We start from the raw sequence: 25,301 nt of genomic DNA on the forward strand, positions 1-25,301 counted from the left end.
GTACATTCTCTCCTCTGAACTGATAATAATCCAACCAGGAGAGATCGCGATTGTCTCGTCTTCTTAGGGGGCTTAAAAGGCCGGGCCCAAAGGACGTCATGATCCGCAACGCCAAGCTGTCCGACATGGGACTGATGTCGGCAGCGTCTTTGTGGGAGATCGCAAAATCTCCGTCCCGCACCCGCGGGTGCGGGCCGCTGATGGCTCGGAGGAAATTCCGTTAGACACCTACCATCCGTGTCAGGATCCGACGCTCGCGACACAAGCCGTACTGGAACGGATGTTGTATGGCTTAGCAAGCCGCCAACAGCGCCATGCCGATGCCGCTTTTGAAGCCGCGATGGAGCAGCCGGGCCCCAGCAAAAGCACGGTGAGCCGCCGCTTTATTCAAGCGACCCAACAGGCCCTGGACCGCTTTCTGCAGCGCCGATTGGATGATCGGACTTGGGTGGTGGTAATGATCGATGGGTTGCGCGTCTCCGACCCTCTGGGGGTTGGCGCCTTAGGCATTGATGCCGACGGTCACAAACGCGTGTTGGGATTAGTCGAAGGGGCTACAGAAAACCACACGGTGGTGACAGCATTATTACAGGATCTCATCACCCGCGGCCTGACGGCCGCGCACGGTTTACTCGTGGTCATCGATGGCGCCAAGGCCTTAGCCAAAGCGGTGCGCGAGGTCTGGGGAGATCAAGTCCTCATTCAACGCTGCCAAATCCACAAGCAACGGAATGTGCTCGACCACCTGCCGAAATCGGCGGAAAATCGCGTCCGCCAGCGCTTACGGAAAGCCTATCAAGAACCGGATGCGGATCAAGCCGCGCAGGCATTGGAAGCGCTCGCGAAAGAGCTCGAAAAGGATCATCCCGGCGCCGCCGGGAGCCTCCGGGAAGGGCTCGCCGAGACCTTAACCGTGCATCGTTTGGGTCTCCCGGGCCTCTTGCGCCAAACGTTGGCGAACACCAATGCCATGGAATCTATCAACAGTCAATTGCGGACCCATGCGCAAAATGTCAAACATTGGACCAATGGGCAACAAGTCCTCCGGTGGATGGCGTCGGCAAGTTTTTTCATTGAAGAAACCTTGACGCGGATCCCCGGCTATCGCGAGATCCCCTTGTTGCAAACGGCCTTAAAAGCCGCGTGTCCAAAAACACCGGAACGAAAAACGGAGCAAATGGGTTAAATCTCACGAAAGGATGCGCTAGCGAAATTCCACGAAGCGTGGGACAACCTCGTCGTCCGTCCAACACCACACAAGGCTCGCTCTCGGGCCGTGTGTGGACTTTGAGCCGGATGAGCCTCGGAGTAAGAACCCGGCACCACTCACAAAATCTTTGGGCGGATGCACCGGAACGGGTTGGGTCGTCTCAAAATGGTGCAACAACCATCGCGCTTTCCGATGCAATAACGGTTCAATCTGCTCCGGAGGCCAATCGGGGGGCACCAGCACGGTCACCGCCTTGTGCGCATCCATCTCAATCGCTGGATAATGGCGACGGGGTCGAATTTCCACGGTATAAGCAATGGTCGTCTGACCGAGAGTGATCATCGGCATGTCTATTCTCGCGCTCCTTCGGTGAGCAGTGTACCGCACCCAGCTCTCTTCCAGCTAGGGGGTTCCGAAGATTTTCTCCCTACTATGCCCGAGAACCCGGGAAAAGAATTGACAACAAAGTGCCCCCACCAGCAGGAAATTTGGGACGCGATGGCGAAAAGAATCTCTCAAATCCGATGCAGAATCCCAGGAGGGATTGACCACCGTGAGCAACGCGAACCCGCCGAAACGACCCGAACCCACTCCAGACACGGACGCCCCAGAGACGGCTGCTGCCCCTCTCCCTTATCTCAACGTCGATCCCGAAGCCGAGGAACCCCCGATCGCGATGGCCCCGGATCAGTGGATTCCGCCCGGCACTCCACGGGTCATTCGGTTCTCAGAAATCGATCCCGATAGCTACAATGCGCGATGGCCCGAAGCCCAACACGGTTTCTTGGTCTATGGTGATCAAATCAGCACCGATGAAATTGGATTTCATCGACTCAAGCAATCCATTGCGGCTGTCGGGATTTTGCAACCGCCTCACGTGATGCGCTTGCGCCGAGCACGTCACGGAGTCCGGTATCGCTTAATCTTTGGATTTCGCCGGAGCCTCGCGTGGTGGGAGCTCCACGATCGACGTCCAGAAACCGAGATCCGTGTCATCGTGCATCCCCCGCTGACTGAAGCGCAAATCCTGGCGATTCAACTCAACGAAAACTTCCATCGTGAACCGATGAGCTTTTACTCCGTGATCAAGACGTCCTTATGGATGGTCCCTAACAAAATTATGGAAGACAGAATACAAGGAGAATTCGATTAATGCTCACACACAAGATCTGGAAACATTGGCTCGCTCTCGTTATCGGAAGTCTTGTGATTGCAGGATGTGGAAGTACAGCTCGTCCTTCAGCATTACAGTCTCCTGATCATCACAAAAAACACATATCTCATGTAACATCGTCTTCATCTTCTGCTTCACCGCAGACGCATCAATCGGGGACTCTTCCTCCATCCATAGCTGCACAACTTCCATCTTACGTCATTCAAGGTGGCTCCCTGCATATGCCGGATTTTGCACATCTGAGCCTGTTACGACCTATCGTTCCATCTGATCTCCAAGCTTTAATTCAAATGTTTCAAACGTCCTTTACCAATGGCACTGTCTTGCCCGAAGCTCAATTGATTAAACTGGTGCCCACCTACTATCGGGGGAACACCATCCGTGACAATCCGATGCTCTTAGTCGCAGATACTATTCGTCACTTGGCCTATCCTCAGCAACACGCCCAAGGAGTGCAACAGGATGTCTTGATGTCGGCGGCAGTGGTGCTACCAGGAGGGACGACTCCGGTTTCGGCCACACTCGCTCACTGGACAACGAATTACCTCCAAGTCTTGGCCGTTCCCCTGAACATCGGGAACCTCGCATCCATCCATGTCGTCACAGTCGGCACCAATTATGTGGTGCCCATGAATGGGATCCAGGGATCATCCACACCCGGTGGCACCCCTCCACAAGGATCAGCGTTTCTCACAGCGACAGCGGGACAAACTCTGGGGAATGGGATGCAGGGATTGACCATCGATTTGCCGAGTGGTTATCATCTGGCATCGGTGCCTCTCAATGAAGTGATTGCGAATCCGGTATCCACTGTCGTCGTCCATGTCGGGTCTCAGTGGGAAGCAGTCTTTATTCAATGGCAACTGGCTCTCGCCTATACGAATCACGGGTGGTATGTCGTGTCTGTGAATGTGCAACCTCAAGCCCTCAACCAGACTCCGAATAACCCCAATGGCACGTTGGTGCCTGCGGAGCACCTCTAAAGGGTATTGAGAGACTCCCATCCCCGTCGATCACTACACAGGTGAGACGGGGATGGGATCTGATTAAGTCGGATCTTGCGAGAGAGCCCAGACCAGAGACACAACCCATCCGATCAGACCCCAGCCGAGCAAGGCGTTAAGTGCTAAAATAGCAATACGGTTGGTTTTATGCCGGGTAAAGGCTAGGATGGTGGGTAAGAAATAGATGCCGATGCCGACAAGAATGCCGAGAACCAGCACCACAAATAGGATGATAGCAGCAATGCTCATAATGTTACCCCTTTTGTTATCACAATAGTGTTGCGGCAGTGGAATATAAAACATATCGCTCAGCTTTGTTTAGAAGCGCTATGGGTCACTATCCCTTCCGTGACAAGAGTATCCAAGATTCGTTGCACCGCCACAATAGTTAGGAGCACCAGCCAATCATAAAAGAAATCATGATGTAGGATAAGGCAAATTCACTGAAAAGAGAGGCCAAGAACGGTGTTGCCACACATCCTCGATGGTGGCGGTGTGCTGAGAAGCGGGGAGTTCAATGACCACATTCCCAGTTCGTTGACCATGTGGAGGGATGGTGAAGACCGATTGAGCAGTCATGGATGGCCAGAGTGGGTCAGGGATGACGCTGGCACTGGGGTCATGAGGATACCAGAGATTGTTTAACTGGATGCCGTCCAGTTGACCGTCGAGCGTAAAGGTGACAGTAATCGGATTGGCTGGCCAGGTGGCCAGATAGGGGGTCGGGTTGGTAACAGTCACCCGGGCGAGCCAGACCTGATCCTGCACATGCGGATCTGCAAAGTCCGGAAGATCCGGCAACCGCTTCACGAGCTGCACATGCCATTGATCTTGGGTGACCACATCCACTGCAGCACGTTGCGCTCGCACAGCGGGGCTGACAGGCCGGGTGAAGATCCGGGCACTGATCGCTGCGATGACCAGAAGAATAATCAAGCCTCCGCCATAAGTCTGCCAAAAGCTCTGACGGGGCGGAGATACTGCTGAACGCTGACGCCGCATATGATATATCTGCCCTCCTAATCTCCGACATAGATCAGCCATTATTGCTAGTATTACTCAATAACTTTCTCCGTGTAACGTCTACAATGTTTTCGTCCTAACCTAACAACAGCGTGGGCATTCTCCCCATCATCTTAGCAACGTATATCCTCTCTACGCCTATCAAACTTGTGCGATTTTTGCGATGTCCCTATTTATGTCCCTATTTTCTATTTAATGAAATGGTCTTGTCTCGCAGGGACATTTTCAGCAACCATCTCGAGGCGTTCGATAAGGCACTCAAGATTAGTCTACTAGAGTCTCCTGGTTCAAAATTACCTGGAATAGAAATAATGATTTAACGCGGGTTTAAAATCCGCAAAGATGTGACGCGAACTTACAATCTTGTGATTGACTTTGGGAACACCTACGTTTTGTAATGTTTTCAACATGTTCCTGAAAAGGCATTAAACTGCTATTGCATCAGTTTTTCCATATAATCCCAATCTGTTACTATCTTCATAAATAGGCCGACTGCGAAAAACAATTTTCAGAAATAATACTCATCTTGAGGGAATAGTTCGCACTGATGCTCCGTGATTTTCTCCGAGGAACCTTGTCAACAATTCATATGTAGACACTTGCCCGTCAGAGATTTGAAAAATACAGTTTCCCAAAAATGTAGCAATAGTCGATATCAATCTTCTATTTTTGCGATGAATACGGATTTCTTTGATGGTAAATTATTTCGTCATCCCATCTTTAAAATCCTGCATTGGAGCTAAACTCTTACCGAATTTTTACAGCAAGCATGATGTGAAGAACGAAATGGTCTCCTGTCGGGTCACAGACTGGCAAACAGCGGCCGGTTGAGGAGTATCGATACGCGGAGTCGTTTTCGGGCGAACTTCCTGCTTATGATGTTACGAGCATCATAAGCGGGCACCAACACAGATGGGGCGTTCCAAGAAAAGAAACTAAGTCTTGCCCTATACAAATCATTATGATCACAACCTCGGCATTCCCTGACGCTCTCGACGCTGTGGGCCTGTTTCAAACTCACAGATTTGTTGGCTTCCGCGACGATGTTCAATACATGTTGCATCATCTGCTTCACCTGGCCAATCAGAACTTTTTGGTTGGCTGTGGAATTAACAGAGATAGCAGCTTGTTCGAATGTTCGAGATGCCGTCTGCATCGCATAGACATCAGAAAAAATTGCGTAACAGCGACTTCGACCCGAATGAGAGCATCTAGCTGTTGCGATGAAAAGATTTGGGCCATCTCCGAAGACGGAGGCAGATGCCATGACCATTGCAGCGACGTTGTGAGTAAATACACTGAATCATTTAGGCCAGCAAGAAGCACTAGTTCCACTGTCAGAACCGTATATTCGACACCTTGACGGATAGCGCGAAGTTTCAGGTGATCTTGCTTATCCCTTATGCCTGCTTGTTCATAAGGCGAATCGCATCATTGATGCATCAAAAAAAATGCGTATATTCGCTGTCGCTACCCAATGGTATGTGCACAGTCCTGTTTCCCTCCCTGCGGCAGCCATGGGCAATTATATATCATTTAAAAAATCAACGAATGATTTGTGTCCCAGATTGGCAAAAAATCGCTTCTAGAATGAGCCTCGAATTATTCGAGTGTCGTTATCAGACCGGTCGCATAGGAAGCGCTATTTTTGATAACATTGGTCGCTGGCAGTTGATTTGAGTTGAAGAGGACAGTTCCTATAGTAGTGAGGTTCATTGGGGCGGTATTCCGTCGGAGAACGGGGCATTGGATCTCCAAATGCCAGGACTGGTTCTTTCTGCTGCAGGCCAATGAGTCTATTACCGGTAATGTCAAGCAAAACCCAAGTATGTCTTGAAAGACAATGGATTCATCGTTGAGGACAGCATCTTTGTCTCTTTGCTTAACTATATTTTAGCTTATTGCAAATACGGCATAACCATGTTCAACTTTATTTCCTAACTGCCATTGCAAGACGACTTTTTCTTGTCCCCTAAATGACTTTCGAGGATAATATGGTTGAATATTAAAAAAGGCTACTTGGGTCGTCTTCCCTCCACCAGGAAACGACGTAAATGTCGGTCCCATACGCCAGCTTGTTTCGTGCTGATTTCTTGAATACAAAATGATATGCAAGTACCCTATACGAGCTTTCCCTAGATAAGTGGCCATCATTCCATCTCTCGGCAATATCATAATGCGCCAAGAATCAAGACCGTTCTGGTAAATTTGCACAGCCTTCCACGAACGGTTGGGACGAAGTGTCGTCGGCCGAGAGAATCCACAACTGGATAGCATTGCTGTCGAAACTATGATGGTACTTATGAGTTTTGTTGTATATTTCATTGACTATGTCCTGGGATGCATTCGAGGTTCACTGCACCCTGTACCCTTGTCAAAACAAAAAATTAAAAGCTATTTTTCTCATTTTTCACGATAGCACCACAAAAGGAAACGCACAACAAAAAAACACGCTATACAATAAAATATCGCGTGCACCTAATAAATTGGTGTCGGGAGGGGGACTCGAACCCCCACGGATTGCTCCATACGCCCCTCAAACGTAAGCGTCTGCCAGTTCCGCCATCCCGACGCATATTAAATTTGTGTTCGAGCTCAACTGCTTTTTCATTTTATCACAGACTTCCTCACGAGACAAATACCCCTTGATATTTCGCACTTTTCATTTTTTGACATCGAAAACCATGATTCCCCATACTGAAGCGAGGGCTCAGTGCAATAATGAAGGACTTCAGTATACCCACATATTCTGTAAAATCGTCGGATTCGCTGATTTACTTATCCTTCGTAGATATTTTCTGCCCTTTTAAACCTCTCGATCTTGTTATTCGCTTTGATACCGTGGTCAATGACATTTCCACGAGATCCGTTGGGAAGAAAAAAATCGGATTCGTCGTTTGCAGTGAACAATTGACGGTGGTTTTTGTTTCATTGAATCCTTATCTTCTCACTGCATTCCTTTCAGGACATAGGCAAGTCAATAGCAAAGATGGTGCGATGGGATTCACTTTCGATGACCCAATGTCCTCTAATTCGCAACACGATACTATTGGCAATCGCGAGTCCTAAGCCAAAATGGTGACTCGACGCAGGTTGTGCAGCCCGATAAAAACGGTCAAAAAGGTGCGCGAGAGTATCTTTAGAAATCCCAGGTCCTTGGTTTAAAACCCCGATGCGAACGCGGCGCGTTGTCGTTAAAGGAATCACGAATAATGTTACCGTCGTATTATCATCCGCATAGGTATCGGCATTTTCCACTAATATTCGCAGTACCGCCTCGAGAAGATCTGGCTCCGATAAAATATCTGGTATCGCCTGCGCGGTCAGATCTAGCGTTAATGGATGATGAAGGCACGTATCCCGTAAATTGGGCAGGATTTTTTGAAGGTAAGGCACCACTTCCAGCGGATGCAAAGGAGGAGGATCCTCTTGCTCCATGCGAGATAATTGCAGAAGACGATTCACCAAGGTTTCCATAGCCTGCGATTCCCGTGCCAACGCTTTTAGCGCCTGCGACCGGCTTTGAGGGTCATTCTGAGCCCATTGGGTTAAGGTGTGGATGTAACCACGAATAATGTGGATAGGGGTTCGAAGAGAATGAGCGGCATTACTGATAAATTGTCGCTCGCGTTCTTGCGCCTTGAGAAGGCGATCCAGCATGCTATTAAATGACTCCGTCAAAGAGACTACTTCCGTTAAGTTGGACGGAATAACAACGTGCTGACCGGTCTTACGGTTTAGGGTTACCGTGCCAGCCACCTCCTCCAAGGATCGCAGAGGCTCAGTGACTTGGCGCACAATGATAATGACGGCTAATATGCTACTCATCACTAACAGAAGTTCCCCAAAAACTAGAGCCGTGCGGAGCGTAGAAAGCAATGAGGCGGTTCGTGTAAGCCCATCGACTACAATCAGGTTGCGGTGCCGATTATCTAATATCAAGGGCGTATTAGCAAACACATAAGGTGTCCCGTTAACGTTAAACCATCCCGATACCCCAGCATTTGCCCACCCTTGCCGGGGCACACCGGGCGGCATTGGCCCGCTGGATCCGATGAACTGCCCATGTGGAGTTAACAACAGGAAATAGAGATGGCCCGTGGCTAAATCATTCAAATCTTCAACGGGAACCCGCGTGGGATGTTGGTGATTTTCTTCCATCAGCTTGAGGGCAGATGTTTTAGACGTCGTCACAATTTCCTGAATGCCTTCTCGTATCAAAGTGCTTTTGGCCAGGGAATAGACAAACCATCCCGAACTAATCCCCGCCAAAATGACCGCCACCCCAATGCTGATCATAAGTGCCCACGAAATTCTCAAGGTAGCGCGCCGCGGTTGCTTAGTCATGAGTTCCCCGCAGCATGTATCCGACTCCCCGTACGGTGGTAATCATAACATGACCTTCTGGGCTTAGATGATCGCGAAGTCGTCTCACGGTAACATCAACCACATTAGATTCACCATAGAAATCATAGCCCCATGCTTTTTCCAATAATTGATCCCGGGATAATACCCGATTCGGGTTTTGCATAAACACCAGAAGCAAGTCGAATTCTCGTCGGCTCAAACTCAAAAATACTCCATTTTGGGCTACCGTCCGTTCTTCCGGCCACAAACGCAAATCGTTAAATTCCAATACTGGGCCCGGATCCCCATGAGTTCTTCGAAGAATTGCCCGGATTCGCGCTAAAAGTTCCTCAACGGCATAGGGTTTTGTGACGTAATCATCAGCGCCGTCATCTAATGCATGAACCCGGTCATGAAGATCGTCTCGAGCAGTGATCATAATCATGGCCGCACTCGTGATATGGCGAAGTTGACGACACAAGGCAATTCCATCGCCGTCTGGAAGCATGATATCTAACAGGATGATATCATAAAAGCTGTGATGCACCATAGTATATGCCCTGTCCACCGTAGCTGCCACATCACATTGCCATCCCACATGGTTCAACTCATTTTGAAGCCAACGGGCTAATTCACTGTGATCTTCAACGATCAAAACCCGCATCGTTTCCTCCATTGCTTAATGATCTCCAGTATCCAGCTGCACAGACAAAATCTCTGATAACTGCGGATTGACATGAATTTTAGCGTACTGGCCATTAGTTAACATGAGTTCCACGATATAGGTTTTTCCATGATCTTCGCTCACAGTCCTCACCGTCGCAACTTGTCCTCCGCCAACGGCTTGACTCGCTATTTGAATAGCTTTGGCTTTAAGCGAAGTAGGATATCTCGCCGCAGAAGATGACGGTGACGTATTTGACAACAATTGATTAGCCAGAATTCTCCCCGTCTCCGTAGCAATATAAATGTGCCGCAAGTGTCCTCTCGGCGTCCGGATACGGTAGCGATAGACGAGATGACCATTCAAAATATCCGGTACTCCGGTTAAAATTTGACTATGAGGATATAAAGACCGCACAACGGCCAAAGATTTCTTGAACGTAATGGGGGCTAATGGCGTTTCGACCGGAATCTGGTGAAGAGTAACCATCCCCGGCAACATCAACACTCCTGAAAGAGCCAATGTATATACCGCAATAGACCACGGTCTTTGCCTTATCAAGGCCGCATCCCTCGTTATCATCCTAGAGGAAACCTCTTAGGGTCTCACTCCATTTTCGTTGCCCGTAAAACAAATTTGGCCACTTAATGATCCAAAGTTTGTTGAATTAATTGGCCAGAGGAATTGAATAGATCTTTAACCTTGATGCTCCCACCTTGATATCGTCGAATCTTGATATTCACTTCGATGTCGCCATTATCCTTATGGATAAATTTAATCCACTTTAACGTGCCATTTTCCTGTTGCAAGGCGCTTGTGACATAACTTTGGTAAGCTGAGGGAACAGTCCTCATTTTTATGCCATAAGCAATGGTTCCGTTCGCTGAAGGAACGCTGGGCCCCGTTTTCGAGTCAGTGGTATCTTGAGAGTCTGACGATTGCGGTGTCTGATCTTGGGGATGAGACGAACCCGAGTGTGTTTCACCCACGGTATTTTCGGTGGCCAGACGCATGTCAATCACGGCACCCGTGGATTGGCTAATCTTGACATCCCACATTTGTTTGGACTTTTTAACATGTACATCGAATATAGGGGCACCGTTGAAATGATCCAGAGAAATATGGACCACACCACCACCGCCTAGGGCTTTCAGTGCCAAGTGTTCGGCTTGACTCAGAGATATCCCTGGAGACGTCGGGGATGCTGTCGTAGGCGGCTCACTTCCCGTCGGTGGAATTGATGAAATTATTCCCGGTTGTTCGGACGAACGCTTCATTTCAACTACTTGACCTGACATTTGAGAAATTTTTACATCATAAACGATACGATGGAAGAACACATGGATATCGTATACGGCTTGCCCGTGATAGGTATCATTCGAAATGTGGACAATCTGACCGCCTCCTACCCGCGATATGGCGTTTTGCCCAGCTTGATACCGTGAAATGCGATATGATGTCGCCGTGAACGTTGAAGCACCATGGAATGTCCCCGTTACGCTCGGTACAACTTTGGAGGGAGCCGCCAATGGCAGAGATATAAGACCGGCGGCAGCCATCGCTCCCAACCAGATTTGTTGTTTCATCGTATGTCCTCCCTAGGAAATTATCTTTTTCATCATTTGCCCTGTGATAACTCGGTGGGACTGATATTCACATTCTTTACGTTAACGCAGGAAGATGATCGAAAAATGACAAAGCCCATAGATGCTCGATATTTTCCATAAAACGGCTCCGCGTATCGCCACATAATGCTGATCCTCATTTGGACAGCGCAGTAAAGCAGTTAGGAGTTACTCTAGTTCACGTTTTAGTGTCCCTAGACTCAGTGATATATTAATGTAACGGAGGTTAGCAATGAATTATAATATCCGTGCTATAGAGGATAAGAAACCCAAAGGCGAGATTACGGCTCATATCCTTGGGGCGCTACACGAGTGGTTTGGCGTCGAAGAGGCCGTGCGTGAGTACATCCGAAAATCGCAGGACATGACTTTTTGGGCTGCATACGTGCATGAACGTCCCATCGGTCCATTCCGCATATACGACCTTTAGCTCGGGTTCGCTGAGGTTCTCCATTCCCGCTTAAGTAACGAAAAATGCCACTGGTCTTGAAACCCTGAAGAAAACCAATAATGTTCTCGCATCACGCCCTCAAAATGAAAGCCCAAGCTTTGCAATAAACGTACGGAAGGTTGATTACCTGAAGCCGTGGTAGCATACAATTTGTTTAATGACCACACAGGATCAGAAAACATGCACGACAAAAACTTCGCAACCATGCTTTGTCCAAAGCCCTTGCCCCGATTTTCCGGAGGCAGGTAGTACCCAAATTCCGCGCTTTTATTCCGTGGATTATAATCAAAGGCCATAATTTTTCCAAGCACGTTCCCCGTCATCGCATCCATCGCCACAAATACTCGGAGAGAATGATTTTCTAATCGTTGACGCATCTCTTGCAAAAAGGTTGGCCAATCGGCGACTGGAGAAACTGGTCGACACGTATACTGTTCCCGTGCGGGTTCTACTACTTCCCATTGATATAAACAATGAATCAAATTCGTGTCATGCGCTACCACTTCGTAAAGTCTAATTTTGCACACAAAGAATCCCACCTGTTTCGAAACATGTTTGACCCATTAAACGGATAATTCGCGTCTTAACGGCCTTTTCCACTTCAACGTTTTCTTGACAAAATCCCTATCATGCACTATGCCAGATGTAATTAATTGATGAAAGTGTTTTTCTGTTACCAAACCGGTGCCACCAGACAATCCCAGAGAAAGGCAGATCTTGCATGTTTTTAAGAGAGGTGCAATTGTGGAACTGGCCATCCCACACCGATACTTATCCATTTAATCTTCCCGCATTTCAGGGTTTATCCCGCATCTCTTTTCGCACCGCTGTGACATTTTTCGTTGGTGAAAATGGCTCAGGTAAATCGACACTTCTTGAGGCCATAGCCAAGGAAGCTGGGTTTAATCCCGAAGGGGGAAACCGTAATCATATTTTTTCGACCGCCGATAGCGAATCATCATTACATCACTACATCCGTCTATCATGGATGCCCAAAGTAACGAGCGGATTCTTTTTGCGCGCGGAAAGTTTTTTCAATTTTTCATCATATATTGATACCCTAGCAAAAGACGATATGAGTGACAATGTGTACGCAGCCTATGGCGGCAAATCTCTCCATCAACAATCCCACGGTGAATCATTTTTATCCCTCTTCACCCACCATTTTCAAGGCCGCAGGCGTGCTCTATACCTACTTGACGAACCGGAAGCCGCTTTGTCGCCAGCTAGACAACTTGCCTTGTTGCGCATTCTTTGGGACCATGAACAAGCTGGACAATCGCAGTTCATTATTGCCACGCACTCTCCCATCTTGTTGGGCTATCCCCATGCCACCATTTTGAGTTTTGATCAAGCGCCTCTCGCTCCGATTCGGTACGAAGACACCGACCATTTCATCATCACCAAGCAATTCTTAACGCACCGCGATCGGATTCTTCGCGAATTATTTAAGGAAAATCAGGACTAACCATGACAGGATATCGACCGGATTCTAAACCGATTGCAAAAATCATCTTCTTGTTGAGCATGTAACGGGCCAAAGATTTGAAACCGCGTTTAGCTTCCAGAACAGGTATCGAGATCCGTGATTCAAGAAACTGTGCACAAGACCTTTAACTTCCCTAAATCCCCTTAATAATTCCTATCGTTCTCAGACATCTGTGCACATATTGCAAACTTGCCCAACAATATGTGAGTAGAGCCGCATCGCCCGTCACCCTATCGTACGGGATATGGAGATGCGCATATGTATAAAACCGTTCTGCAGAATCGTTATTTTGTTCTCTATTGGCTAGTCGCGTTGTGTCTAAAGCTGGTAGCAGCATATCTCGGATCGCCTTCCTACTCCTGGTATACAATTTTACGCACTCCGGCATAGACACAACGGGCATAGCGTTGGCCGAAACCGTCCCCTATGTCTTATTTGGTCTTATTGGCGGCATCACAGCAGATAAACGGGTGAAGAAAACGATCTTAATCTTTCTCGACGGGGTTCAAGGAACAATTCTTGTCGCTACTACGATGGTCTATGCAGTACACGGACTCACCTACTTCTCCATTCTTATCATTACGTTTCTCATTGAGACCGCCGGTTGCTTTTACAACCCCGCATCTCGCGCGATGTTAACGATGCTCATTTCGTCTCCTGACAGAGTTCCCGCCAACAGTCTCGTAGATCTCAGTGCGAGAGGAACACAACTTGTCGGTCCAGCAGCGGTGTACTTTCTGTTACACTGGATAGGTTTTAGAGCATTCTTTGCGGCAGATAGTGTCACCTTTTTTCTCACTGCCGGCCTTATTTTGTTTCTCCATATTCCGCCGATGGACAGACCTCCGCAATCAACATCTCGTTCTCGCAATGTCGTGATGACGGTATATGAACCGATTGCCCAGTTTGCGAAGTTTGCTTGGAAAACACGAGATTTGCGCAATCTCTTTATTGCGACTTCATTCGTCGTTTTTTCAATACATGGGTGTGGGAAATCGGCTTACTGCTGAGAGCCGAATCGATCTTTCACCATGGTTCCAAATTATACAGCTTGTGGCTCATTTGTTTCACCACAACCGCCATAATCATCAGCTTATTGCTCCCGTTGCGATTCAATACCTTTGGTATCATGCATTACATGATCGGAGCAACATTATGGGGTATGGGTCTTAGTGGCATTGGTATGACACCGTATGACGTCCTCATCACCGGATTCACGATGGTCGTAGGGGCGGGGATGCCTATCGCCAGCCTTAGCCGGGTTTTCATGCTTCAAGATAATGTCCCCGATACCATGAAAGGCCGGGGATTTAGTTTCTCAGCTATGCTGCTGTATTTTTCCAATACGGTATCCCTACTCGTTTTCGGATTCTTATCCCGATTCTTTTCGGTTTCATTCCTGTTTGAGATCTCAGGTCTCAGCATTATGATCATTGTTGGAATATACGTTCTTTTGGTGAAGTTGCCGCCACTCAGCCGGCGACAACCCATAAGTTCTGCGAAATATCCGATTGAACGATGATATGCTCCTAAAGCCGTGGTCCAACGCGATATCTAATACCGTCCGTCGTGTATTCAGCAATTCATCGCAAGCACGGGCAAGTCGATATTGTTGAAGCCATTCATAAGGTGTAAGTCCTGTAATTTCTTTAAAATGATGAATCATCGAGAACTTGCTCATGTCAGTTGATTGGGCAATATTATCGAGCTTCAAATGATCACGATAGCCATCTCTCATCATGGAAAGGGCCTTCTCAATGCCCGGCTTATTAACCTTTAACTCACTATCAAGCCCATGCCACTGAGTTTCTCGCACTGTCACTATGAAAAATTGCCATGCCAAATGTTCTAGCATAACGCGTTGTCCCGGACGGGGTTCACTCAATTCCGCCATTAACATATCGGTCATTGTGATGAGTTGTCTATTAAATGACGGTATATGGCGAAATCGCACATTAACATAAGAGTGACCCATAATCTGCGATGTTATCACGTCGAGCAGTCTCGGCGAAAACTCCACAAGGACTTTGTCTACACTACAGAAAATCTGTCGATGCGGATCGTCTGGGTTAAAAAAATAAATTGTCCTGGTCGTAGAGAGATTTTTGATTACGGAGTTTCGTAAGCAATCGGTCCGTGAGGACCGACGATCAGTTTATATACATCATCCCGTCGCCACCTAGGCGGGTAAGTATCATGCATGCGATGCAGAATTCCGACTTCGTTTAATTCTAGGTAAACCTGCGGCATGGAACCATTCTCCCCTGTTTGACAACCCTTTTACGTATGCCCATCACCAAACTGGCTAGAGAACGAGAAAATGAATTCCCCCAATCTGTTTGCGCGTTCATCGCATGCTTCCTATAAACCACTTTTGTTCAATCTTGCTGTCTTTAAAGCCATGCCAATTTGTTCGCCGCAGTAAGACATTTTACACGGTCCATGCTCCAATGTTACTAGACATTATCCTAACTCATTCTTAGTTAGAATATCAGCGTCTGATTATGACGATAAACGTATCTGCCTTTCACAGTCATAAGACGATTTCAGATACCATTCTTCTATCACACGGTCTAAGGCTTGTGAGCACGCAATCACTTGCGGATCTGTCAACATGTCAGAATCTGATGCGACATCCAATAACTGTTGTCGAAGAGCTGCAATTCGCCGCAAAATTTGCTGGCACTCAGTTGCTGTCACAGATATTCTTCCTCCTTATCTTTGCATTGTACCGCAGCTGCATGGAGAAATTTGTCAATTGATGCTTGGTCACGACAAGATGTAGGGATTTCACTCCAATATTTTATCAGATGCGCCGTAAAACTCCGTCGTTAAGGGCCGAGATATCAGGGGCTGATTCTGTAGGGGTCAATCCGGGGTCCCCGGTTGTTCGATGGATTGCCGAATGATGAAGAGGGGGACTCCACCAGCCGATCGCGCAAAATAACTCGGCAACCCGCGGCATCGCCCCACAGGGCTCGACCCCTGCGCGGATAGCGATTCTGACGGATCCGGAGCTCTAGAGGCTGTTCACTAGTCGAGAAATCACGACCGTAGGCGGGGTAGCAATGAGCCAATGCACCTCGTCCCGCTCGCCGTCGAATGTGTTCCGCCTTGGCGTTCCCCTCCGGGGAACGCCAAGGCGTAGGAGCGGCTGAACCCCGCTGATGTCTCTGGTGGGATAAACGGTGGCGAATCCGGAGGCATACTCCCGGGGTCTCACGACCCGTCGACGCAGCCATAGTGGTTCCCTTAGAATCTCCGTCCTTTAGACGGAAGAGGTTCAAGAGGAAGGCGTTGTTGGGCTTGGACTCATGGCGGCACTGGGAATAGTTGAGGTGCCCGTACTACTCAAGCTTGCGGTTAAGGACTGAACTTGCGTAGTCGCTTGCGTCAAGGCCGTCAATTCAGCTTGAAACATTGCAATAACTTGAGACAGTGCCTGGGAGCTAGAGTGATTACCGACTGACGCCGATGCATTTTGGGCAGTTTTCTCGCGTTTGACCGTTTGGGCAAGAGTTGTGTTAATAGTTTGGAGTTGGCTCAAAGCTGTTTGAATGGATGTCTGTCCTCCGGATAAATTCCCTGACAAAACCTTAATATAGGCTTTAATTGCTGTCACGTAATTTTGGCGAGCATTTCGGATTTTATCTTGTAGTATTCGCATTTCTTTAACATCGGCTAACACAATTGCAGACTGTCCTCCCTGCTTGGATGACATTGTTGCATGTTGTCGAGCCTGACTAGGCAGCGATGTGGCTTGCGTTGGAAGAGAGGAAGCTTGACTTGGTCGACTTGATGAAGACGACGTGTTTTGCCCATGCGAGGAGGGCGACGAAGACTGTGAAGCATCACGAGACGGGGATGATGCATATCTAGACGGGCTCGAAGACGGCACGCTCCTATTACTAGGCATTGTCGGCGCTGCCGAGGAAGACGCACCATACGATGTGTGATTCGGCTTATTTCCGGAACTGTGACCCGCTGCCATGACCGGTACGGTAGCGATCACGGACAACATCAATGCCGCGACTAAAGGGGTTATTTTCATAAAATTCACCTCTCCTTAAGGATTTTGTAACTGCTCCAACAACTGGTTTAGTTGATTCACGGCACTCTGTAATTTTGCCGATTCTTTTGCAGGCACAGCATGCGAGGTCAAAAGCCTCACGGTTAAATGACCTTGTGACTTTTGGACCACAATATGTACGGCGCTATGTCCTCCAGAGACTTGTGAAGAAGGCGCTACGGGGGCTTGCGAAGCAGAGTGCGCCTGTGTGGAGACGGAGCCACAGCCGCTCAAGATTAGGGACAACGCCATTATTCCGCCCCCAAACCAATTAAATCGCACCATATGTCGATCTCCTCATCATCTATTTGAAGCATCGTTCTCATAAATGACTAAATTCGACAGCATCATCGACTCTCCTTTTTTTGTTTCCAGCTTTTTAATGCCACGCAGGACCCATGCCGATCCAAACCACTAGAAAACGCGAAACGGCTCAAATTGCCGTCCTGATTCGTGATGACCAACATCCATTGTTGATTGATCTTTTGTCATGCCAAGGCTTTGTTCTTTCTAGATGAGTATAGTGGACCCCATTGTCAAGGCAGACTTTTATATCCCCAAGTGTGACGACTGTCCCTCCTTTGCTTAGTCTATTTTTACCCACTCACTCATGAGCAGCGTCGGCATCCGAAGGAGCCGGAAGCTGCTCATGAGTCCCGAAACATGGTACGAGGGATTTGGTGCTAGGGGGGACCGCTATCGGCGGTTCCGTGAAGCGGGTACCGCTCGGCAGGCATTCGGTAGCCTAATGCCTGATGGGGGCGATCGTGGTTGTCAAACGGGAAGTAGCGATCCAACCCTTGGCGCGCTTCCCGCAGCGAGAAATAGTCGTGCAGGTAGTTAAATGCTGGCCAGGGACGAGGCCCCATTCCGCTCCTGATATTATCATCTCGGGTTGTGGATAATTAAATAAGGTTTTTGAGGCTTTCATGACGGGTGGGATTCGCACTCGGGGCCCAGGGCGTTTCGCGGTCAAGCCATTCCCGACGTAACCAGAAGACCATGCCCGCCACCCACCTCCGGTGTCACTAGTGACAGCGAGAACAGCCCCAGAGATGTGGAATGCCCACACCCGAGAAGAATCGTCAAACCAGCTACCGACTTTGGCATGGTGGTCGGAGTACTGTCTCGTCCCAGAAGCCTGCCACCGCACAGACGACACCCCGGGTAGTGTTGTTACAGGGGGCGCGCCAAATCGTCGATCCCGCATGGATGAGTCAGAAAGAGGATGGCTACCCCTTGGCACGAATACACACAGAGCCCAATTCCCCTCGAAATGAAAGGAGGCATTTCCTTGTCCAAATTTAGCACAATTCATCGTCGCCAATCGGCGTCGTCGAGTCCGATCACGCCGACCACGGGCATCCTGACGATTGGAGGTTGTCCCATACGTCGTGGAAATTCGCTAGCGCATCCTTTCGTGAGATTTAACCCATTTCCTCGGTTCGGTCGGGTTTTTGAGAAACGTGGGCTTTTAAGGCCTGTTGCAACACGGACATCTCACGATATCCCGGGATTCGCGTCAAGGTGTCCCCGATGAACAAGCTGGCCGATGCCAACCAACGTAAAACTTGTTGCCCGTTGGTCCAGTGCTTGACATTCTGCGCATGGGTGCAGCATGGACTGTTAATCGATTCCATGGCATTTCGTGCCTTGCGCCATAACCCTTTGGCCTGGTCTGCCATAAACCATGGCTCGCAAGCCTCCGGGACCAGCGATCGATAACTTGTCTAGACTTGCGGGGTCGAACCGCCTTCAACGATACTAGGGTGCTGTCCTTGTTCACCACCGGCTGGCTAAAAGGATCGGAGGCGTATTCAGAATGACTTCATCGGGCGCTGCCGGACAGTTGTGGGCACCATGCGCCACATCAGGCACCCAACCCAAAGCGCTGACCGCCCAGTCCTGTGATACGAGGTAGTTTTTCACACATGGGCTTGTTTCATAGTAACCGAACGAAAAGTGCACTAGGCTCCTCCTTAACCCACTAAAGAGGGCGCATGGTTCATAATTGGCACTGTAACTTAAATCCCTTTAATCCCCACAGCATTACTAGCAGACATCTTAGGACTGTTTAATCCATTTTATTATGATGTTATCTAAGGTGTCAGGATGCACCGAACGATAAAAAAATCCTCTCTCCTCGGCAGGAAGAGTTTGGGCCGCCACTAAAAAAGCTCGTTTCGTCCACGGATCCATACTTGGGAAGTTTTCTTTTTGTTCTCTGATCCAATCCGCGTAGTTGTTCTTCCATGCGGACAATATTAGCTCTCGTTTGGCAATGGACGAGTCAGCTTTGCGAATCAATTTATCGAAGTGATTTACTTCAACCCTTCTGTTGAAAAGCGAAAGAACAGACAGTTGAAGATAGTCATTTTTCTTGATTAATGGGTGATCCAATAACGCTAAAAGTTCCTCTCCAATGGACAGCCAATCTCCTTGATAACCACCTACTGATACAAAATAGTTGGCTATTTCATTCATGGCTGGAGCCATGGAGTCCATGTGTTTGATGCAATAATCGACGGCTGCCGGGTGGCCAACTTGAGCCAGACGTCTGATGAACCACCTGAGTCGAATATAATCTGGCTCACGCGGTTCAAGATATTCACTCAAGATTTTTTCAATACTTGCCTTATCGAACGCTTTTAAGTCATTAGAGGACAAATCGCTGACCCGTAATCTCCGATACGGATTGTTGCGAGTATACTTTTTGAAGATCTCGAGCAGATTCTTCTCTAAGTCGTTAATCGGTCTGTCTTCAAGCATTTTGGCACAACGTTGCTGAAACTCTGATTGGCTTTCTATCTTAGTTTTTTGCCTTTGTAACAGCAATTTCTGCTGCTTATCAAGAATATTAGCCATTTCCAGCACCACTTCTTTTGCCTCCATCTCGCTGTTACAAAAGACGATAATATCATCAACGTATCTACAAAAAATGTAGCCCCGCGCAGCAAGGCTGTTGTCAACAGGAATCATGGACGCTTCGGCCAGCATATGAGCGGAATGAGGTCCAACGGGAATCCCCCTTGATACTTGGGCAGTGGTACTTTTTATGAGATGCAACAGCCATCTCACTGCTTGGTTAGGGAACTCACTGTTGATTAATTGGTTCTCGATAACATGGTGGTAGATTTGATTGTAGAAATCGGCAATATCCATTACAACGGCATAGGAATGTGACCTGGAATAGCTCAAACATTGTGCCCAAAACGCGTTCCAAGACTGCGAGTCATCATAAAAATTTCCCTTATCATCTGGCTTAAATCGGTGGCTAAATACGAATCTTTCAGATATCGACCTTCTCCTGTCTTCAATATTTTGTCCAAACTGATAAATGAGGGCAGCCAAAATCACACTATCCAAAGGGTCTAACTGCGTTGCTATTCTATAGGACAGGTCATCCTTCGGTACGATAAATCTTCGATGTGGATTAGGATCCAAATTTTCCAGGTCTAATCCCGAAATAATGCTGGTAGATTCGGCATATTGCGCCACGATATCCAGTTCCACAGGCTTGGGAAACAAATCAGAATCATTAAAATTTACGAGATGACTGAAAGCCCAAGTTACAGAATCTGCGTTAAGTTTCATGTATTCCCCCGTTGATTTCTAGTCCATGTGCATCTTTCACGGGCTAAAATTGTGTTGGGAATGAACTATACTTAAACGTTTATCACATTTTATCAAATCAATCCAGTGTCCACTGACTGGACGCGGACCCGCCTGTGTGTTATTCCGAGTATTGTGCCGTCTGGCTTTAAACAACAGTGGAAAGACAGCAACTAAGATGATCCCCAATCCCAGGAGAACAACCCCCACCAATTTTGTTCATCCTACACCACGGAGCTCCACGATATTTCACTTAGCGGCAGCTAAGCTAGCCGATAACGAGCTGATAGTCCTGCATAAAGGGCACAATTCCCGCAAATGTGGTGCGAGCACTGCCTAAGCCGTGCAATAGCACCAAGACTTCGTCGCTGTGGCCATAAACATCGACCATGACGATTCCCTGTGAGGTGTCAACATGCATTTGGCCCTTCCCCCGTTATCTCTCTATCACCTTAAGAGAAGATCCGTGCCAACATGGCTTGTGTCGATCCGGTCATGCAGATCACGTTCCCCATAACAAATCATGACGCATACCGGATCCCAAGATAGCCATCCCCTAAATCAGGCTTAAGTGGCTCTGCCTTCTCGAAAGATTTAGCCCAACAAGAGGCTTTGACAAAATTTCCTCATACTTATTATTACCCTACCATAGAAGTTACCTGTGCGCAGGAAGAGCGAAGAAACGCACAAACATCCCTAGTCTTCTATCCTCTGTCTCGTATCTCGGTCAATGCGGTAAACAACCTCGAACAAGGGTTGATTGTCTCAATACGATGACCGTGCCTTGGAAAAGATGCATTGTCTGTATTTTTCACCTAGACATCTGACTGGGAATGCGGGACATGGTGGAGATGCCGGCGTTTCCGCAGCGTAAGAATCACGACGATACTAACCCAAAGAGTACTAAACCAAAAATTAATGGGTGCCAGAGTATCGAGTAAAAAAGCCTCTAAAGTCTCGGGATTCAAACTAAGACGCAATACCGCTATGGCGGCGGCCGCAATGATCAACGCGACAACAAATGGGTTGAAACCCCCAGGTCTTCTTCTCCACAGATGCTCAATCAAAAGCGACTGGTGCCAGACATGCCAAGCAATAAAACCAATAAAGCTTACGGTCCAAATAATGGCCACACCTAATCCAATTTCGGTTATAAAGAAGTTCGATAGGTCAATATTCTCAAACACAAACACTATGGGCCAGGTGGCATGGGCTACCCCTTCAGGTCCAAGGGTCACCACCGCGAGTCCATATAAGAGGAGTAAGAGAAAAATTTGTATCACCACAGTCCATAACGTAGTCGGCATCACTTTCGACGAGACCCGTCCTCGCACCAAACCGACAGCCGTCGCCAGGGGCAGGATCGGTACCCAAAAATAAGTGCCGGAAATGGTGGCCTCGTACACATTGGCCCATTGAACCGGGACATGCGGGCGTAAGGCGTTGGGAAATTGCATATTTTCAAAACCTAATCCCACCGTAATCAACGTTAACAGCGTCAAACCGGGAATCGTTAAGGTAAACAATCGAATCACCGAGATCGGAGGCCGCGTTCCTAACCAAAAAATATATCCCATCAAAATAACGCCTAATGCCCATGCCCGGTGTCCCGGAATCACGACCGTCGTTAAGACGGTAATATATAAGGCCCCGATGGCCGCAATATAGGTCATCGTTAATATTCCGGCCATCCCGGCAATCAGGACACTCCAAAATCTCCCCCCCGTCATTTCGAGTTTTTGATAGGCGGTCTTTCCCGGTGTTAAAGAAGCCCAATAGGCCACACCTCCCAAAATGAAGAGTCCCCACAATCCTGCTAGAATTAACGCTAATATGCCGTTGGACCCAGCGATGAGACAAAGACTCCTGGGCCAGACGTACACTCCTCCCGCCACATAGCTTGCAATCAACACGGTCGCATATTCAAAAATACCCATGGGTTCGAGACCCACCGACAACTTTATCCGGTGCGTGCGGTAGGCGTGATGCGGCAATGAACTGTCACCTCCAAAGGTGGCATCTGAGACGACGGGGCAAAAGACGTCCATACCTCTTGATTTCTCACTCCAAACGGATCAGCATGATGCTTCCTAGCCCATTGGTAAAGCACCAAAATATGATGCAGCACGAGGTGTTCAGCTTCTTGATTTAAACGCTGTTCGCGATCACCTTCTCCGACGGCCTCCCAATGTCCATTCAAGGTGAGATTCCACTTAGCCATCACCCCGTAGTGCACGCGGGTAATCTGGCGACTCGAGGACAGGCGAAGACTTTCGGCAAACCCGTTTTCTTTGCCACCGGGCAGCATCAAGGCCCCTTTGTCATATTTCCCCATGGCCATGGCCCAGTCGATGGTTTGACTGTGACTACATCTGATTACTTGCTGTGGGGTTAGCCATACCGAGCGGTTGACCATGAGTGTCCTGTCGTGAGCCATGCTCCACGGAATCACCGCCGTATGACTCGGCACTAATAAATCGTCCCAGACCTGCCACACGCGGGTTTCGAGCTGCACAGGGTGGCAAACATGGCAGCTGAAATAATTGGAGAGAAACACCGTGGGGACAACTTCTTCCGGTGGCGATGTTTTAAGTACCGCCTTAGCCGAGGGCGATGCCATCGTAACCCAGGCCCGTGGCGGAAATTCTCCGGTATTAATGAGAAGATGAATTAAATGCACCACATCTGGAGCCGGAAATTGAACATTTAGCGCAACAAATTGAACATCCCCCAAATAAACATAACGATCAGTTAGAGTGCTCACATCCTCCACCGCTTGCGTTAAACTCGGTGCTTGAGCCTGCAAAACATAAAATTCCTCAGAGGGTTTAATACTGGACTCACTACTCGGCGTGATAGTCGGATTCGGAAACATAAAGCTCCACGTATATTGCCCGGCTGGACCAGGATCCACGGCAAGGGCTAACACAATGCCGGTTTGACTAATGCCTGCCACCGTACCACAGCCAGGCAATAGCATCATCGCCGTAGCCATCACCAGTATTTTCCACCACAACCGCATTCTCATCGCGCCTTCACTTGATGGCGTTTGAGCCGCGGTTGCATATTTTTTCCTCGGAGGGGATAGCGCCAGACAAAACGTAAGGGTCGCACCGCACTCAAACGTCGTTTCCAAAGGGCCAAGGGTAAGCGTACAATACTGTCTTTAAGATCTCGCCAATTGATAGGAATTCCCGGCGACAAATAAGGCACGCCAAATGATACCATGCTGTCTAACTCTACAATTAAAGCCAATGACACCCATAATACCCCAAATAATCCCCAAAGCTGGGAAGCCGCTAACAAAAGAAAATTCACGAGGCGCCACGTCCCGACTAATTCGTAGCTCGGAACCGAGTAAAAACTGAGCGCGGTGACGGTCATAATAACGATAATTTGATTGCTCACAAAGCCGGCCTTCACGATTGCCGTCCCCACCACAATGGCTCCCATGGTGCCAAGAACGGTGGATAATGCCTTGGGTAAACGAAGCGCCGCCTCCCGAATGATCTCAATCACAAAAATCATGACCACCGCTTCTAAAACAGGAGGGAAGGGCAAGCCAATGTGACTGCCCATGATGGTCGTCAAAAGCTGGTAGGGTACTAAATTTTGATTGGTGGTCGTAAACACAATGTAAAGGCTCGGAAAATACAACGTAACAAAAAACCCTGCCATCCGAATAAAACGTACAAACGAGGCATCATACCACGACGAATTATAATCCATTGGGGTTTTATAAAAATCCCACATCGTTGCCGGCAGAATTATCACAAAAGGATCCCCATCCACCAGAACCGCCACTTTGCCTTGTTCTAGCGCCCATACGACAAAATCGACATGTTCACTATAGCGCAAGGTCGGAAAGATGCTGTAAGGATGGTCACGGATGAGGCTACCAATTTGGGTCGCATTAGGTACTGCATCAATTCGGATGCGCCTTAGGCGGTACAACACCGTTTCCAACAAACCAGGGTTGACCACGCCGCGTAATGCTGCCACAATGACCTGATGATGATCAAGATGTCCCAATTGCAGCGCTTGGAAGCTGAGTCGGCTATCACGCAGGCGGCGGCGAATCTGATTCATTTGCGTGAGGACCACCTCATTGAACGCTTCTTGCGGCCCACGAATGGACGCCTCCGTTTCGGGACGTCCAATAGAGCGCTGCATATATTTCACCGTATCCACTATCCAGGCATATGCAGATCCTTCAGGAACTAAGATGGTGTTTCCAGACAACAACTTGGGCCAAATTTTCTCCCACCGCGATTCCCGGCTCACATGTCCGGTATGCAAAGACTCGTGATTCCACGATGATGAGGAAACCGTGGTCTTTAATAAAGGACTAATAATATCTTGATCGACCATGGTGGTATCAACGAGTCCGTCAATGTACGCTATCAAAACCCGTTCGCCTCGTGCGGTTTTGATAATGCGCGATATGAAGTCTGGACTTTTTAGTAATTGCTCTTTTAAATATTTTTCCACCGCCGTGATATCTTTGGCAATGCCATCAGGAACCTGGGGATTCCAGGCATTAATCTCTGCGAGCAGGCGGGACGCGGCTTGTTGAATATGTTTTACCGCTTTAACATGAGATGGGTCCAGAGCACCTCAACCTCCTACCCGT

General features: G+C 48.3%; 25 protein-coding genes, 1 tRNA gene and 3 pseudogenes. 6 read left to right on the forward strand and 23 right to left on the reverse strand.

Annotation, left to right across the window (positions count from 1 at the left end; all coding sequences use genetic code 11):
* Window positions 1-79 precede the first annotated feature (79 nt).
* Window positions 80-1,186, forward strand: a pseudogene (locus tag AOA63_RS08690) (IS256 family transposase); the annotation flags it as partial.
* A gap of 18 nt (window positions 1,187-1,204) precedes the next feature.
* Here AOA63_RS08690 and AOA63_RS08695 read toward each other — a convergent pair.
* Entirely contained in the window at window positions 1,205-1,558 is a 354-nt protein-coding gene (locus AOA63_RS08695; RefSeq protein ID WP_053959322.1) for a YgjP-like metallopeptidase domain-containing protein, read from the reverse strand.
* Between the two features lie 205 nt (window positions 1,559-1,763).
* On the opposite strand from AOA63_RS08695, the gene AOA63_RS08700 reads away from it, so the two are divergent.
* Window positions 1,764-2,363 carry a ParB/RepB/Spo0J family partition protein gene (locus AOA63_RS08700; protein WP_053959323.1) on the forward strand — a complete coding sequence of 200 codons (600 nt, stop codon included), beginning with the start codon at window positions 1,764-1,766 and terminating at the stop codon, window positions 2,361-2,363.
* A complete protein-coding gene (locus tag AOA63_RS08705; protein WP_053959324.1) occupies window positions 2,363-3,367 on the forward strand; it encodes a hypothetical protein in 1,005 nt (334 codons plus the stop codon). The genes AOA63_RS08700 and AOA63_RS08705 overlap by 1 nt, the downstream gene beginning before the upstream one ends.
* A 63-nt stretch (window positions 3,368-3,430) precedes the next feature.
* Here AOA63_RS08705 and AOA63_RS08710 read toward each other — a convergent pair whose 3' ends face one another.
* The 8 genes from AOA63_RS08710 to AOA63_RS08750 all read right to left on the reverse strand — a co-directional run bounded on the left by AOA63_RS08710 (window position 3,431) and on the right by AOA63_RS08750 (window position 11,008).
* Window positions 3,431-3,637, reverse strand: coding sequence for a superinfection immunity protein (locus AOA63_RS08710; RefSeq protein ID WP_053959325.1), 207 nt, complete (start codon window positions 3,635-3,637; stop codon window positions 3,431-3,433).
* A gap of 168 nt (window positions 3,638-3,805) precedes the next feature.
* Window positions 3,806-4,390 (reverse strand): hypothetical protein, encoded by a 585-nt coding sequence (locus tag AOA63_RS08715; protein ID WP_053959326.1) that lies wholly within the window; start codon window positions 4,388-4,390, stop codon window positions 3,806-3,808.
* 1,914 nt (window positions 4,391-6,304) lie between these two features.
* Window positions 6,305-6,565, reverse strand: a complete 261-nt coding sequence (locus tag AOA63_RS20030; RefSeq protein ID WP_206742822.1) for a hypothetical protein — start codon at window positions 6,563-6,565, stop codon at window positions 6,305-6,307.
* A 333-nt stretch (window positions 6,566-6,898) separates the two neighbouring features.
* Window positions 6,899-6,983: transfer RNA gene (locus AOA63_RS08730), tRNA-Leu, on the reverse strand.
* 389 nt (window positions 6,984-7,372) lie between these two features.
* Window positions 7,373-8,758, reverse strand: coding sequence for a sensor histidine kinase (locus AOA63_RS08735; RefSeq protein WP_053959329.1), 1,386 nt, complete (start codon window positions 8,756-8,758; stop codon window positions 7,373-7,375).
* The gene (locus AOA63_RS08740) at window positions 8,751-9,422 is read right to left on the reverse strand and encodes a response regulator transcription factor (protein WP_171822662.1); all 672 of its coding nucleotides are present in this window, start codon (window positions 9,420-9,422) and stop codon (window positions 8,751-8,753) included. The genes AOA63_RS08735 and AOA63_RS08740 overlap by 8 nt, the downstream gene beginning before the upstream one ends.
* Before the next feature lie 15 nt (window positions 9,423-9,437).
* Window positions 9,438-10,004, reverse strand: a complete 567-nt coding sequence (locus AOA63_RS08745; RefSeq protein WP_139061533.1) for a PepSY domain-containing protein — start codon at window positions 10,002-10,004, stop codon at window positions 9,438-9,440.
* Between the two features lie 62 nt (window positions 10,005-10,066).
* Window positions 10,067-11,008 (reverse strand): PepSY domain-containing protein, encoded by a 942-nt coding sequence (locus AOA63_RS08750; RefSeq protein WP_053959332.1) that lies wholly within the window; start codon window positions 11,006-11,008, stop codon window positions 10,067-10,069.
* Between the two features lie 271 nt (window positions 11,009-11,279).
* Between AOA63_RS08750 and AOA63_RS08755 the strand changes: the two genes are divergently transcribed.
* Window positions 11,280-11,477, forward strand: coding sequence for a hypothetical protein (locus tag AOA63_RS08755; protein ID WP_053959333.1), 198 nt, complete (start codon window positions 11,280-11,282; stop codon window positions 11,475-11,477).
* Here AOA63_RS08755 and AOA63_RS08760 read toward each other — a convergent pair.
* Window positions 11,474-12,025: a GNAT family N-acetyltransferase gene (locus AOA63_RS08760; protein ID WP_053959334.1), complete on the reverse strand. Its 552-nt coding sequence runs from the start codon at window positions 12,023-12,025 to the stop codon at window positions 11,474-11,476. The two genes, AOA63_RS08755 and AOA63_RS08760, sit on opposite strands and share 4 nt — an antisense overlap.
* 194 nt (window positions 12,026-12,219) lie before the next feature.
* On the opposite strand from AOA63_RS08760, the gene AOA63_RS08765 reads away from it, so the two are divergent.
* Both AOA63_RS08765 and AOA63_RS08770 read left to right on the forward strand, forming a co-directional pair.
* Window positions 12,220-12,966 carry an AAA family ATPase gene (locus AOA63_RS08765; RefSeq protein ID WP_053959335.1) on the forward strand — a complete coding sequence of 249 codons (747 nt, stop codon included), beginning with the start codon at window positions 12,220-12,222 and terminating at the stop codon, window positions 12,964-12,966.
* Window positions 12,967-13,280: 314 nt separating this feature from the next.
* Window positions 13,281-13,997 (forward strand): annotated as a pseudogene (locus tag AOA63_RS08770) (MFS transporter); the annotation flags it as partial.
* Window positions 13,998-14,398: 401 nt separating this feature from the next.
* On the opposite strand, the gene AOA63_RS08775 reads toward AOA63_RS08770, so the two are convergent.
* The 13 genes and pseudogenes from AOA63_RS08775 to AOA63_RS08820 form a co-directional block, all read right to left on the reverse strand.
* Complete coding sequence (locus AOA63_RS08775) at window positions 14,399-14,980, reverse strand: helix-turn-helix domain-containing protein (protein ID WP_053959337.1); 582 nt, start codon at window positions 14,978-14,980, stop codon at window positions 14,399-14,401.
* A 509-nt stretch (window positions 14,981-15,489) separates the two neighbouring features.
* On the reverse strand, window positions 15,490-15,687 hold the full coding sequence (locus AOA63_RS08780) for an aspartyl-phosphate phosphatase Spo0E family protein (RefSeq protein WP_053959338.1): 198 nt from the start codon (window positions 15,685-15,687) through the stop codon (window positions 15,490-15,492).
* Between the two features lie 583 nt (window positions 15,688-16,270).
* Entirely contained in the window at window positions 16,271-17,038 is a 768-nt protein-coding gene (locus tag AOA63_RS19335; protein WP_139061534.1) for a hypothetical protein, read from the reverse strand.
* Window positions 17,039-17,053: 15 nt separating this feature from the next.
* Window positions 17,054-17,341: a hypothetical protein gene (locus tag AOA63_RS08790; RefSeq protein ID WP_053959340.1), complete on the reverse strand. Its 288-nt coding sequence runs from the start codon at window positions 17,339-17,341 to the stop codon at window positions 17,054-17,056.
* 398 nt (window positions 17,342-17,739) lie between these two features.
* Window positions 17,740-17,925: an integrase core domain-containing protein gene (locus AOA63_RS18925; RefSeq protein WP_082343849.1), complete on the reverse strand. Its 186-nt coding sequence runs from the start codon at window positions 17,923-17,925 to the stop codon at window positions 17,740-17,742.
* Between the two features lie 103 nt (window positions 17,926-18,028).
* Window positions 18,029-18,166 carry a hypothetical protein gene (locus tag AOA63_RS20035; protein ID WP_206742823.1) on the reverse strand — a complete coding sequence of 46 codons (138 nt, stop codon included), beginning with the start codon at window positions 18,164-18,166 and terminating at the stop codon, window positions 18,029-18,031.
* A 317-nt stretch (window positions 18,167-18,483) separates the two neighbouring features.
* A pseudogene (locus AOA63_RS08795) lies at window positions 18,484-18,702 on the reverse strand (IS256 family transposase); the annotation flags it as partial.
* A 136-nt stretch (window positions 18,703-18,838) separates the two neighbouring features.
* On the reverse strand, window positions 18,839-18,985 hold the full coding sequence (locus tag AOA63_RS08800; RefSeq protein WP_171822663.1) for a hypothetical protein: 147 nt from the start codon (window positions 18,983-18,985) through the stop codon (window positions 18,839-18,841).
* 135 nt (window positions 18,986-19,120) lie between these two features.
* Window positions 19,121-20,650 carry an RNA-directed DNA polymerase gene (locus AOA63_RS08805; RefSeq protein WP_053959343.1) on the reverse strand — a complete coding sequence of 510 codons (1,530 nt, stop codon included), beginning with the start codon at window positions 20,648-20,650 and terminating at the stop codon, window positions 19,121-19,123.
* A 286-nt stretch (window positions 20,651-20,936) separates the two neighbouring features.
* A complete protein-coding gene (locus AOA63_RS19750) occupies window positions 20,937-21,089 on the reverse strand; it encodes a hypothetical protein (protein WP_171822664.1) in 153 nt (50 codons plus the stop codon).
* Window positions 21,090-21,483: 394 nt separating this feature from the next.
* A complete protein-coding gene (locus AOA63_RS08810; RefSeq protein ID WP_053959344.1) occupies window positions 21,484-22,662 on the reverse strand; it encodes a GerAB/ArcD/ProY family transporter in 1,179 nt (392 codons plus the stop codon).
* Window positions 22,629-23,690 (reverse strand): hypothetical protein, encoded by a 1,062-nt coding sequence (locus AOA63_RS08815; protein ID WP_053959345.1) that lies wholly within the window; start codon window positions 23,688-23,690, stop codon window positions 22,629-22,631. Before AOA63_RS08815 ends, AOA63_RS08810 begins: the two co-directional genes overlap by 34 nt.
* Before the next feature lie 2 nt (window positions 23,691-23,692).
* Window positions 23,693-25,159: a spore germination protein gene (locus AOA63_RS08820; RefSeq protein ID WP_242848304.1), complete on the reverse strand. Its 1,467-nt coding sequence runs from the start codon at window positions 25,157-25,159 to the stop codon at window positions 23,693-23,695.
* Between the last annotated feature and the right edge of the window lie 142 nt (window positions 25,160-25,301).

This window comes from Sulfobacillus thermosulfidooxidans, from assembly GCF_001280565.1.
Lineage (GTDB): Bacteria > Bacillota > Sulfobacillia > Sulfobacillales > Sulfobacillaceae > Sulfobacillus > Sulfobacillus thermosulfidooxidans_A.

Coding starts and splice junctions, on each gene's coding strand:
- AOA63_RS08695 (WP_053959322.1), bottom strand. CDS start 1,558: ATGCCGATGATCACTCTCGGTCAGACGACCATTGCTTATACCGTGGAA.
- AOA63_RS08705 (WP_053959324.1), top strand. CDS start 2,363: ATGCTCACACACAAGATCTGGAAACATTGGCTCGCTCTCGTTATCGGA.
- AOA63_RS08710 (WP_053959325.1), bottom strand. CDS start 3,637: ATGAGCATTGCTGCTATCATCCTATTTGTGGTGCTGGTTCTCGGCATT.
- AOA63_RS08715 (WP_053959326.1), bottom strand. CDS start 4,390: ATGCGGCGTCAGCGTTCAGCAGTATCTCCGCCCCGTCAGAGCTTTTGG.
- AOA63_RS20030 (WP_206742822.1), bottom strand. CDS start 6,565: ATGATGGCCACTTATCTAGGGAAAGCTCGTATAGGGTACTTGCATATC.
- AOA63_RS08735 (WP_053959329.1), bottom strand. CDS start 8,758: ATGACTAAGCAACCGCGGCGCGCTACCTTGAGAATTTCGTGGGCACTT.
- AOA63_RS08740 (WP_171822662.1), bottom strand. CDS start 9,422: ATGCGGGTTTTGATCGTTGAAGATCACAGTGAATTAGCCCGTTGGCTT.
- AOA63_RS08745 (WP_139061533.1), bottom strand. CDS start 10,004: ATGATAACGAGGGATGCGGCCTTGATAAGGCAAAGACCGTGGTCTATT.
- AOA63_RS08750 (WP_053959332.1), bottom strand. CDS start 11,008: ATGAAACAACAAATCTGGTTGGGAGCGATGGCTGCCGCCGGTCTTATA.
- AOA63_RS08755 (WP_053959333.1), top strand. CDS start 11,280: ATGAATTATAATATCCGTGCTATAGAGGATAAGAAACCCAAAGGCGAG.
- AOA63_RS08765 (WP_053959335.1), top strand. CDS start 12,220: ATGTTTTTAAGAGAGGTGCAATTGTGGAACTGGCCATCCCACACCGAT.
- AOA63_RS19335 (WP_139061534.1), bottom strand. CDS start 17,038: ATGAAAATAACCCCTTTAGTCGCGGCATTGATGTTGTCCGTGATCGCT.
- AOA63_RS08790 (WP_053959340.1), bottom strand. CDS start 17,341: ATGGTGCGATTTAATTGGTTTGGGGGCGGAATAATGGCGTTGTCCCTA.
- AOA63_RS18925 (WP_082343849.1), bottom strand. CDS start 17,925: ATGGGGCCTCGTCCCTGGCCAGCATTTAACTACCTGCACGACTATTTC.
- AOA63_RS20035 (WP_206742823.1), bottom strand. CDS start 18,166: ATGCCAAAGTCGGTAGCTGGTTTGACGATTCTTCTCGGGTGTGGGCAT.
- AOA63_RS08805 (WP_053959343.1), bottom strand. CDS start 20,650: ATGAAACTTAACGCAGATTCTGTAACTTGGGCTTTCAGTCATCTCGTA.
- AOA63_RS19750 (WP_171822664.1), bottom strand. CDS start 21,089: ATGCATGTTGACACCTCACAGGGAATCGTCATGGTCGATGTTTATGGC.
- AOA63_RS08815 (WP_053959345.1), bottom strand. CDS start 23,690: ATGCGGTTGTGGTGGAAAATACTGGTGATGGCTACGGCGATGATGCTA.